The following is a 9,479-nucleotide window of genomic DNA, read 5'->3' as shown; positions in this document are numbered from 1 at the left end:
TGATATCGAAGATAAGGACATGTAGCTTTATAGCGTTCAAAGCTTTTATCAGTCTACGGAATCGACGATTAAGCGGTAGCGGTAGATCTTGCTCTTGACAATCAACCACTGGCCGTCGATCTTCTCAAAGTGATCCTTATAATAGCCGTAGCCGTTGAAGGCCGCAAAGCCTTTGAAGAGAACCCGGTCTTCAAAGGGAAAATAAGCCCTGGCTGTGCAGTCGGATTCGATGGTAATCTCGGGGATATGGCCCATATGCGCACTTTGGGTACCCGCGCCCATGATCTTTCGCGCATTCCCCATGACTTCTGCTAGTGACCGAGAAGGTTCTGTTTTGGCTGGAAGCAAGGGGTGCTGGCCCTTAATCGGATCCCAAGTCGAAAGCGAGGTATCAAAGACCACCCTCTCTGCCATGACAGTCCTTAAGAGGTCGAAGTCCTTACTATCAATGGCTCGCCAGTAACGCGCCTTACACTGCTTAATGGCTTCAATCGCTTCTAATTTTTCTAATCGCTTCATCGTCTGTACCTGCTTTCTTTTTCTCATCATTCTATACCCTGACGAGTGCTTTGCGTCGACCAATCTTGCCAAGAACTACTCTGAGCATAAGATTCGCCCTGGCCAAGCTGTGCGCGTATAATGGCTAATGTAAGATTTTGTAGCTTGCAACTACAAAGGAGGAATAAAGCTTATGACAAAAGACTACCGTGTCTTATTATTTTATAAATATGAACATATTGAAGATCCTGAGGCTTTTGCCAAAGACCACTTAGCCTTCTGCAAGGGGATTGGTCTCAGAGGCCGGGTCCTGGTCGGTGAGGAAGGCATCAACGGAACAGTATCGGGAACCATCGACCAGACTGACCAGTACATGGCCTATGTCCACAGCCTGCCAGATTTTGAAGATGTCTGGTTCAAGATTGACGAGGCGGACGACTATGCCCACAAGAAGATGTTCGTCCGTCCCCGCAAGGAAATCGTCTCCCTCAACTTGGACGAAGACCTGGACCCCCTCGAGACGACCGGCGACTATCTCAAGCCAACCGACTTCCGGGAAGCCCTCCTCGATGAAGACACCATTGTCTTGGACACCCGGAACGACTACGAATACGACCTGGGCCACTTCCAAGGGGCCATCCGCCCAGACATCCACTCCTTCCGCGAACTCCCTCAATGGGTGATTGACAATAAAGAGCAATTCATGGATAAGAAGGTCGTGGTCTACTGCACCGGCGGCATCCGCTGCGAAAAATTCTCTGGCTGGCTGGTCCGTGAAGGTATCGGGGAAAAAGTTGGCCAATTAGAAGGTGGCATCGACACTTACGGCAAGGACCCTGAAACCAAGGGAGACCTCTGGGAAGGCAAGATGTATGTTTTCGATGAGCGGATTTCCGTACCGATTAACCATGTCGATCCAAGCGTTATCGGCCGTGACCACTTCGACGGCGAGCCTTGCGACCGCTATGTCAACTGCGCCAATCCGGAATGTAACAAGCAGATCTTCGCCTCCGAAGCTAATGAGGATAAGTACCTGCGCGGCTGCTCCCCTGAATGCCGACGCCACCCCCGCAACCGCTATGTGGCTGAGCACGGGTTGAGCAAGGCCCAGTGGGAAGACCGCTTGAACGCGATTGGTGAAAGCTTGCAGGTATCGGAAAAAGCTTAAAAATAAAGGGTGTGAAGGCTAGCGGGAGAAAGAGACCTCTGGAGCCAAAAACCAGAGAAGACTGAAAGTCTTCGGCGGATTTTGGTGAAGAGGAGCTCTTTCTGCTAGCCTGAACCCGACTACAGGGTGTGAACAAGATTGATTAGACTGGAATGATTGGCGGCGCATCAAAATAGACTGACACCAATCAGACTTTTCGATGAGCTGAAATCACTCCAAGTCTGCTCTTATGCACTCTACTGAGGCACGAGAAAAGCGCCCCTAGTTTTGCAGTGGCGCTTTTTTCCTAACTTCCCTAGCATATTTTTATCATCTGTGCTATAATAGCTTCTATCAGATAGTTATCGAGATGTAGCGCAGTCTGGTAGCGCACTAGCATGGGGTGCTAGGGGTCGCAGGTTCAATTCCTGTCATCTCGATTTATAAGGCCGAGCGATTCTTTGAGTCGCTCGGTTTTTTGTATACTCAACAATTTAATCGTGCTAGTGAGCATACGTTGCGCTGTTGAACCAAATGATCATTATTCAAAATAAAAATCACCAAGAAAAAGAAGAGGCTGGAAGGCAATGTCCAGTCTCTTCTTTTATTGTTCTTATTTAACTTAATAGGACCTTGCTAAGGGTATTTTTTGCGGCAATGCCCTTTCTCACAGGCTTTGAATAAAGTCCACTGACTATTGACCTAGTCGCCATATATCTCCAAGAAGCCTTGGCGGAGTTCCTGGTTGGCGGTGTCTTTGAAGTGGACCTGGTCCTTGGCATCTGGACCGTCCTCTGCGACTAGGATCCGGGGCTGGCCCTTGTCTTCCACGAAGAGGTAGAAGTGGCGGTCGGGCTTGGGATTGGTCTTGTCTTCAATATCGCTATAGGCTGCCAGCAAGCGCAAATCTCCGGCTTCTTCCCCCGCTTGGACTTGGCGGGTCTTGCCGTCCAAGGTGATCGTGAAGTCTTCCTGGGGCAGCTTGGCCCCGTAGAAATCAGCCGGCTGGTCGGGGCTGTAGGCTTGGTAGGCTTGTCCCATTTTCTGCCCCCAAATCAGCATAAAGTTCCTTAGGCGCTGGCTTTTATCGCCTATCCCAGTTGTAGCAGTCGGTGTTTTAGTCGGCCCTTCTGGATAGTGGTTGGTGATGGCCACGCCATAGCGTTCTTCATAGTCGACCGCTGGCGTAGGGGCCACATCCCCTGTAAGTGGCACACCAAACCAGATGTCACCCGTCGTTGGATCTTGGGCCTGGACTCGAGTGGACCCAATATCCGTTGAATAAGGCCAGACAATATGAGCATAGAGGTCTGCCTGGAAGGGAATCTCATCCTTGAAATTGGGATAATTAATGAGGGTGATATAGGCTTCCATGGCCACTCCTGTATGGACAGCCAAGCGGTTGACTTCATCGAAGCTTTCATCAGTCAAGGCTGCCACATCCGCCATCTGCTTAGAAAAGTCCAAGTGATCCAAGACATACTGGCTCATCCGCCATTTAGCATCCAAACGATTCTGGTAATCTTCATAAACCAAGCCCGTCAGCCATTCCCTAAGCTGGTCTAAAGCCTCTTGGTCCCCTGCATCAAGTTCCGACAGCAGCATTTTCTCCAAGACAAAAGTATCCGAGTACAGTTCTCGGTAGTTCTCCTGATGGTCTTCCTTAGCCAGCTCTTGGTCCAGTTTCTGGTAGAGGGCTGCTATAGCCGGATGAACATCACCGGGATCACGATCGGCGGCTTGAACACTTTGGGCGGTGGGCAAGCCCGAAGCCAGTGCTTGGTCCAAACGCTTTGACCAACGTGCATTGGCTTGGCGGAGGCCTTGAATATAGCTTGACCGGTCCTTATCTTTCGTCTCAGAAGCAGCCCCAAGGGATTCCTTGGTCGGGTCAGGGCTTGAAGGGTCCGCCTGACTGGACTCTTCATTTGCTCGTGTCAGCTGGTCTGTCGCCTGGCTTTGTTCCTGGCCTGAGCTTTGCTTGGGGCTAGCTACTTCCTGGCCACAAGCAGCCAAAGCCAACTGGCAAGCCAAGACCAAGCCCCCTAATCTGATCCATCCTTTTCTCATCATCAGTCCTCCATCCTAATTCTTACACCATCTTTAACCAACATAGCGCATATAAAGCAAGGGATAAGGCCTGCCCACCTCATCCTGCTCGGTTCGCCGGTAACAGCGAAAGCCCATATGCTGGTAGAAGGCCACCGCTTGGGGATTCTGCTCATTAACGGTGAGCTGGCGAAGCCCATAAGCAGTCAAACCTTCTTCAAGCAAGGCCCTGCCGAGTCCCAGCCCCCAAGCATTCGGATGGAGAAAAAGCATCTCCAAGTTCTCCCCATCGATCCCCATAAAGCCAACAAGTTCACCCGCCGCTGACCAGGCCAAGACGAGCTGGGCTACCCCCATCAAAGCCCCAGGGACCTCTGCTTTAATGGCCTGGATAGCCTCTTCCGAAAGAAAATCATGGCTGGCTCGGATCGACGCCTCCCAGATTCCCAGCAGGTCCGCTAGATAGTCTTCACGCTTAGTCACTTCACGGATTTGAAAGTGTCTGGCCATACTTAGGCCTCATCTTCCCGCGTTAAGCGCTCAATAATCGCCGCATGGTCTGGGTACTGATCTAGCAAGTCCTGGCGGCTAAAGAGTTCAAAATCATCATACTCAAATCCCGGTGCACAGAGGCAGCTGACCAGGGCATAGCCTTCCTCTACTGTAGAGCCGAAGATGGTTCCCTGGGGCACCACATAGGATAGGTGTTGGCCCTGTTCCGGATCCAAACCCAGGTCCACCGTCTCATAGCGGCCATCAGGGTGGATCATATGCACGGTCAGCGGCTGGCCGGCATGGTAGTACCAAATCTCGTCGCAAGTCAGGCGATGGAAGTGGGAGGGATTATCCGCTTCCAGCACGAAATAAATACTCGTATAGAGGGCACGCTCACCCTCCCGCACCCGTTCTGAGCTCTTGACCACTTGCCGGTAATAGCCCCCTTCCACATGGGGCTCTAAGTTCAGGGCTTTGGCCCATTCAGCACTTGTCTTCATACAAAAAACCTCCTTTGCCTCCAGTTTACCATTTTCCAAGTCAGGCGCCTACTCCTTTCGACCAAGCTGACCTTAGTGGCGTTCGCGGTGGGCAAAGTATCGGCTAGACAAAAGTAGGGCCAGGCCTAAGAAGAGACTGCCGAAAACTAGGGCGACTAAGCCGTTAAAAGAGGTCGCTTCAAGGCCATTCTGGAAGTCAGCCATGGCACAGCTGACATAATAGCCACTGTAGCAATAAGGGTAAAGCATCCACAAGCTGGTGTTGGCAAATAGAATACTGGGAATAACCAGGAATAAATTCAGAGCCAGGGATAAGAAGGGCTGGCTAATCACAATAGTAAACAGCCAAATACAGGCCAGGCAGGGCAACATAGTGAGAAAGATCCCCAGACACTTGCTGGCCAAGTAGGCTAAGGGCACCGCCTGGTCAATCTCTGCCCAGTGTGTGGCTAGAAGGCCCGCCAGTATAAAAACAAAGAGGAAGAAGAGGATTTCTAGTCCTAAGAAAGCGACCAGAACGATAAATTTAGCCAGGTTCACTTGGCCTATTTTCACCGGCAGACTGAGCAGCTTGACTAAGGCACGATCCTTCGTTTCCAAGCGCTTGAGCATTAAAGCAACAACAATCATGGTGAAGGGCAGGAGGTAGTAGGCATACAAGAGGCAGGATTGGATAAACATAGCGCCCCAGGCCCCCTTATATTCCGGGGTAAAATAAGCCGAAATCGAATGCACACCGCTTAGGATAATCAGTAAGGGGGCAATCAATATCAGGGGTAAGATATGGGTGCGGCGCAGCTTAAGGCTTTCAACTTTTAGGACCGTTAACATATGGATAGACTCCTTTCTTATTCATAATGGCGGCTGTGGGCAAGATAGACGCCCCAGATAATGTAAAACAGGGCCGATAAGACCGCCAAGCCGACCATCCCCTCTGACAAAGTGAAGGTCATCCTGGCAGAAGGCTGGAACATCAAGACAAAGGGATGGATAAGAACCACTGGCTGGTTGAAGTTGGCAAGGGCGAGTCCAGTGAGGAGGCCAACTAAGCCAACCCCCAGCGAGGTCCACAGGTTCTGACAGCGAGAGGCTACAAGAACCATCCCTGTCAGGACCGGCAAGGACGAGAGAAAGGCCAGGCCAAATGCTGAGCCAACTAAGGCCAGCCGATCAGCCGTGAAGCCTACTTGCCCTGCCATCAAGCTCGCCAAGGCGGCAAATTCGATGAGAAGGCTAAACCCGTAGAGAAGGGTTAAGAGGCATAACTTGGCCAGGTACATCCGAGCCAGAGAATAGGGCAAGAAGTAGAGGTGCTTGATCGCCTGACCGCGACGCTCCAAATCATAGCTAAGAACTGTGGAGAGGATGAGCGCCAGCATGTTCAGCAAGGTCAGTATCCCATAAAGTTGGACCAGGAGGACTTGGATGGGGTCACCGGGCAAGTTCAAGAGCTGGTCACGCCGCAAGACATATGTCAGAGCAAGCAGGGCTGCTCCCAGGAGGCCAGTCAACAGTAGCCCCGGTACAATCCCGGTCCGCTTCAGCTTCTTCCCCTCAATCAGCAAGGCTTTTAACATGAGAGCTCCCTCCTTGTCCATGATTATCCGCCATGATGAGATTTAAGAAGAGGTCTTCTAATGACTCCTGGCCACCTGCTTGGGCTTTCAAGTCAGCCAGTGAGCCTTCGTAGAGCTGGTGGCCCCGGTTCATGATGCAGAGGTCGTCTACCAGCTGCTCCATCTCTGACAAAAGATGGGAAGAGATCAAGACCGTACAGCCATAGCGTTGCGGCAGAGAGAGGATGAGTTGGCGGATCTCATGGATGCCCGCCGGATCGAGGCCATTGGTGGGTTCATCCAGGATTAAGAGCGGGGGTTGTCCAATCAAGGCCGAGGCAATCCCTAAACGCTGCTTCATCCCTAGCGAATAGTGGCGGACAAGCCGGTCAGCATAGGGCAATAAGTCCACCTGGTCCAAGGCTTGGTCCACAGCTTCTGGACCCAGGTCCAAGATGCGCCGAATCAAATCCAAGTTCTCCCGCCCACTGAGGTTAGCATAGTAGGATGGCGCCTCAATCAAGGCCCCGACCTTGCGCAGGATAGCTTGACGGTCCTCAGGGAAGCTCAGTCCGTCAATCTGGCAAGTGCCAGAAGATGGGGCCGTCAGTCCCAAGAGCATCTTCATCGCGGTAGACTTGCCTGCCCCATTCGGCCCCAGCAAGCCATAGATCGAAGCCCGTCTCACATGGAGAGAGACTTCGTCGACAGCGATAAAATCCTTATAAACTTTACTTAACTTATGACTTTCGATGATATAGTCAGTCATTGTGATCATCCTTTCTTCCTGACTTGTCTCTAGCATAACAAGACAAGCTGACAGCATCCTGGCCCCAAACTGACATTTCCCTGACATTTTCCAAGAAGCATTGCTTCCCCTTTTTTTCCTGCCTATAATAGCCTTAAGGAGGAAGTGCCGATGACTAGCCATTATTTAAAAGAAAAAAAGATCCTTTTAGTCGATGATGAGAGGGACTTATTGGAGATGACCGCAGACTTTCTGAGGCAAGGGGGCTACCAGGAAATCTATACCGCCCAATCGGCTGAGGAAGCCCTGGACCTAGTAAAGAAAACGCCACCCGACCTCGCCATCTTGGACATCATGTTGCCCGATATGAATGGCTTTGACCTCATGCAGCGCCTGCGCCAGGGCCAGAACTACCCCATCCTCTTCCTCTCTGCCCGGGGTGAAGCGGAGGACCGCTTGCGGGGCTATGACCTGGGTGCGGATGATTATGTGGTCAAGCCCTTCCTGGCCAAGGAACTCCTCTATAAGATTACCGCCATCCTCAGGCGAGCCTATCCCAAGGCTGAAAGCCGCTTTGACCTCCTGGACTGCCAGGTTGACCTCGAAGCAGCTGAAGTCATCCGGGGCGAGGAAAGAGTCCGCCTGACCGCCAAGGAAGTGGCCCTCTTGCGCATGCTCTACCGCAATGAGGGAAAGATTGTCACCATCGATAATCTCTGCCTAGCCATCTGGGGGGACAATCCTTTTGGCTATGAAGAAGCCCTGATGACCCATGTCCGCCGGGTCCGTAAGAAGATTGAAGCAGACCCCTCCCATCCCCAATGCCTGGTCACCGCTAAGGGCCTAGGCTACAAGTTGCTCACGAAAGGACAGTCCTAATGGAAGCATGGCACAAGGCCCTCAGCCGCTATATCCGTATTATAGTCAGCAGTGCAGCTCTACTCCTCATCGTCAACCTCCTCGTCTTCGCCTTCCTGGCCAGCCCCTACCAAAAAGACGGTTCCCCCTGGCAGCTGGCTGACCAGGTCGCCCAAGAAATCAAGGCAGACCAAGGCCGCTACCAAATCAGTCCCAGCGGTGCCCGGCGGCTCAAGGAAGAAGGGGCCTGGGCCTTCTTCTTGGCCAAGGATTCCCCTAAGATTCTCTGGCAGTCAGCCAACACCCCTATCGACCTAGGCGGGCAAGTGACAACAGCGGAATTGGCCTCCTTCAACAGCGGTTACCTGGCTGACTATCCCACCTTTACTGGCACATCTGACCAGGGCCTCCTGGTTGTGGCCTACCCCAAGCAGAGCTACTGGAAGCTCCAGCACCCCAGCTGGCCCTATAAGTTTATTGCCCAAGCGCCTAAATTTATCTTCCTGGTCCTGGCTATCGACTTCGCCCTCCTGCTGGCCATCTATTTCTTCACTAACCGTCGCCTACTGCGCGCACTCGGCCCCCTAGCTGAAGCCATCCAAGCCCTGCCTAGCCAACAGAGGCTGGACCTCAAACTAGCTGGCCCCTTCACCCCAATCGCTCAAAAAATTAACCAAGCCTCCAGCCTCCTTCAATCTCAGCGAGCTGAACTTAAGAACAAGGACCAAGCTCGGAGCCAGTGGATCTCAAGTATCTCCCACGACATCCGCACCCCCTTGAGCATGGTCATAGGCTATGCCGACCAAGTCTTAAGTAATCCACACTTAGAGCCTAGCGACCAAAAGAAGATCACAGCTATCTTTATCCAAGGCCAAAAAATCAAAGACCTAGTGGAGGACCTCAACCTCTCCTCGCGCCTGGACTACCAGATGCAGCCCCTCAAGCTAGAAGAAGTCAACTTACTTGCCCTCTGCCGGCAAGTCGTCGCCGACTTCCTCAATAGCTTAGACGAAGACCGCTACACCATCGACTTCTCCTACCAAGGCTCAGGAAAGCCCAGCCTGCTTGTAGCCGACAAGAACCTCGTCCAGAGGGCTTTAAGCAACCTCATCAGCAACGCCATCCGCCACAATCCTCAGGGCTGCCGGATTCAAGTTGCCTTCCAAGACCTTAACGATGAGATAAGTATTAGCGTCTCCGACAACGGCCAAGGCCTGTCCCCAGCAGAAATCCAGGCCCTCCAAGCCGCGCTTGCTAAGAAAAACAAGGACCAAGAAGCCTTCCAGGGCCAGCACGGACTCGGCCTGCGCATCGTCCGCCAGATTATGGACAACCACCATGGCGATTTCCAAGTCCAAGCCCTCTCCCCCCAAGGCTTCCAAGCCCGTATCATATTCCCTCGAAGCCAGCAAAATGCATAGAAAAAAGCCTTTCGACTAGCCAGCTAAGTGCCAGTCGAAAGGCTTTTATAATCAAATATAATATGTTAATTTGTACTGTTGAGCATCCGTTCCACTTTTGAATTTGGTCGTTGAATTATGGTGGTTCAAGAACGGCTTTCGCCGTTTTGTACTTTATCCGTAAGTCGCTGAAGCGTCAACGGCTAAAGCAGCACCGGTTCGGGCAGC

Annotated in this window: 10 protein-coding genes and 1 tRNA gene; 4 read left to right on the top strand and 7 right to left on the bottom strand. The window is 52.1% G+C overall.

Going from position 1 to position 9,479, the window contains the following annotated elements:
- Positions 1 to 48: 48 nt before the first annotated feature.
- Positions 49 to 519, bottom strand: coding sequence for a nuclear transport factor 2 family protein (locus QP860_RS04380; protein WP_070619095.1), 471 nt, complete (start codon positions 517 to 519; stop codon positions 49 to 51).
- Between the two features lie 172 nt (positions 520 to 691).
- Here QP860_RS04380 and trhO point away from each other — a divergent pair, with 172 nt between their 5' ends.
- Positions 692 to 1,666: an oxygen-dependent tRNA uridine(34) hydroxylase TrhO gene (gene trhO, locus QP860_RS04375; RefSeq protein ID WP_070619092.1), complete on the top strand. Its 975-nt coding sequence runs from the start codon at positions 692 to 694 to the stop codon at positions 1,664 to 1,666.
- Positions 1,667 to 2,011: 345 nt separating this feature from the next.
- Positions 2,012 to 2,085 (top strand) — tRNA-Pro (locus QP860_RS04370).
- A gap of 262 nt (positions 2,086 to 2,347) precedes the next feature.
- Here QP860_RS04370 and QP860_RS04365 read toward each other — a convergent pair.
- The 6 genes from QP860_RS04365 to QP860_RS04340 all read right to left on the bottom strand — a co-directional run bounded on the left by QP860_RS04365 (position 2,348) and on the right by QP860_RS04340 (position 7,014).
- Complete coding sequence (locus tag QP860_RS04365; RefSeq protein ID WP_070619089.1) at positions 2,348 to 3,715, bottom strand: DUF4767 domain-containing protein; 1,368 nt, start codon at positions 3,713 to 3,715, stop codon at positions 2,348 to 2,350.
- A 33-nt stretch (positions 3,716 to 3,748) separates the two neighbouring features.
- Positions 3,749 to 4,204, bottom strand: a complete 456-nt coding sequence (locus QP860_RS04360) for a GNAT family N-acetyltransferase (RefSeq protein ID WP_070619086.1) — start codon at positions 4,202 to 4,204, stop codon at positions 3,749 to 3,751.
- Positions 4,205 to 4,206: 2 nt separating this feature from the next.
- Positions 4,207 to 4,689: a cupin domain-containing protein gene (locus QP860_RS04355; protein WP_284910935.1), complete on the bottom strand. Its 483-nt coding sequence runs from the start codon at positions 4,687 to 4,689 to the stop codon at positions 4,207 to 4,209.
- Between the two features lie 72 nt (positions 4,690 to 4,761).
- Positions 4,762 to 5,520, bottom strand: coding sequence for an ABC transporter permease (locus QP860_RS04350; RefSeq protein WP_070619081.1), 759 nt, complete (start codon positions 5,518 to 5,520; stop codon positions 4,762 to 4,764).
- A 17-nt stretch (positions 5,521 to 5,537) separates the two neighbouring features.
- Positions 5,538 to 6,266, bottom strand: a complete 729-nt coding sequence (locus QP860_RS04345; protein WP_070619078.1) for an ABC transporter permease — start codon at positions 6,264 to 6,266, stop codon at positions 5,538 to 5,540.
- Positions 6,244 to 7,014: an ABC transporter ATP-binding protein gene (locus QP860_RS04340; RefSeq protein ID WP_070619265.1), complete on the bottom strand. Its 771-nt coding sequence runs from the start codon at positions 7,012 to 7,014 to the stop codon at positions 6,244 to 6,246. Before QP860_RS04340 ends, QP860_RS04345 begins: the two co-directional genes overlap by 23 nt.
- A 150-nt stretch (positions 7,015 to 7,164) precedes the next feature.
- Here QP860_RS04340 and QP860_RS04335 point away from each other — a divergent pair, with 150 nt between their 5' ends.
- Both QP860_RS04335 and QP860_RS04330 read left to right on the top strand, forming a co-directional pair.
- On the top strand, positions 7,165 to 7,872 hold the full coding sequence (locus QP860_RS04335) for a response regulator transcription factor (protein ID WP_070619074.1): 708 nt from the start codon (positions 7,165 to 7,167) through the stop codon (positions 7,870 to 7,872).
- Positions 7,872 to 9,272, top strand: coding sequence for a sensor histidine kinase (locus QP860_RS04330; protein WP_070619071.1), 1,401 nt, complete (start codon positions 7,872 to 7,874; stop codon positions 9,270 to 9,272). The genes QP860_RS04335 and QP860_RS04330 overlap by 1 nt, the downstream gene beginning before the upstream one ends.
- Positions 9,273 to 9,479: the final 207 nt, after the last annotated feature.

This window comes from Aerococcus sp. UMB1112A (assembly GCF_030230715.1).
GTDB lineage: Bacteria > Bacillota > Bacilli > Lactobacillales > Aerococcaceae > Aerococcus.
Note: the sequence above shows the minus strand (reverse complement) of the source record. Positions and strands in the feature narration are given on the sequence as shown.

Excerpts from the sequence above, each read along its gene's own strand:
- QP860_RS04365 (WP_070619089.1), bottom strand. The coding sequence starts at position 3,715 with ATGAGAAAAGGATGGATCAGATTAGGGGGCTTGGTCTTGGCTTGCCAG.
- QP860_RS04360 (WP_070619086.1), bottom strand. The coding sequence starts at position 4,204 with ATGGCCAGACACTTTCAAATCCGTGAAGTGACTAAGCGTGAAGACTAT.
- QP860_RS04380 (WP_070619095.1), bottom strand. The coding sequence starts at position 519 with ATGAAGCGATTAGAAAAATTAGAAGCGATTGAAGCCATTAAGCAGTGT.
- trhO (WP_070619092.1), top strand. The coding sequence starts at position 692 with ATGACAAAAGACTACCGTGTCTTATTATTTTATAAATATGAACATATT.
- QP860_RS04345 (WP_070619078.1), bottom strand. The coding sequence starts at position 6,266 with ATGTTAAAAGCCTTGCTGATTGAGGGGAAGAAGCTGAAGCGGACCGGG.
- QP860_RS04350 (WP_070619081.1), bottom strand. The coding sequence starts at position 5,520 with ATGTTAACGGTCCTAAAAGTTGAAAGCCTTAAGCTGCGCCGCACCCAT.
- QP860_RS04335 (WP_070619074.1), top strand. The coding sequence starts at position 7,165 with ATGACTAGCCATTATTTAAAAGAAAAAAAGATCCTTTTAGTCGATGAT.
- QP860_RS04330 (WP_070619071.1), top strand. The coding sequence starts at position 7,872 with ATGGAAGCATGGCACAAGGCCCTCAGCCGCTATATCCGTATTATAGTC.
- QP860_RS04355 (WP_284910935.1), bottom strand. The coding sequence starts at position 4,689 with ATGAAGACAAGTGCTGAATGGGCCAAAGCCCTGAACTTAGAGCCCCAT.
- QP860_RS04340 (WP_070619265.1), bottom strand. The coding sequence starts at position 7,014 with ATGACTGACTATATCATCGAAAGTCATAAGTTAAGTAAAGTTTATAAG.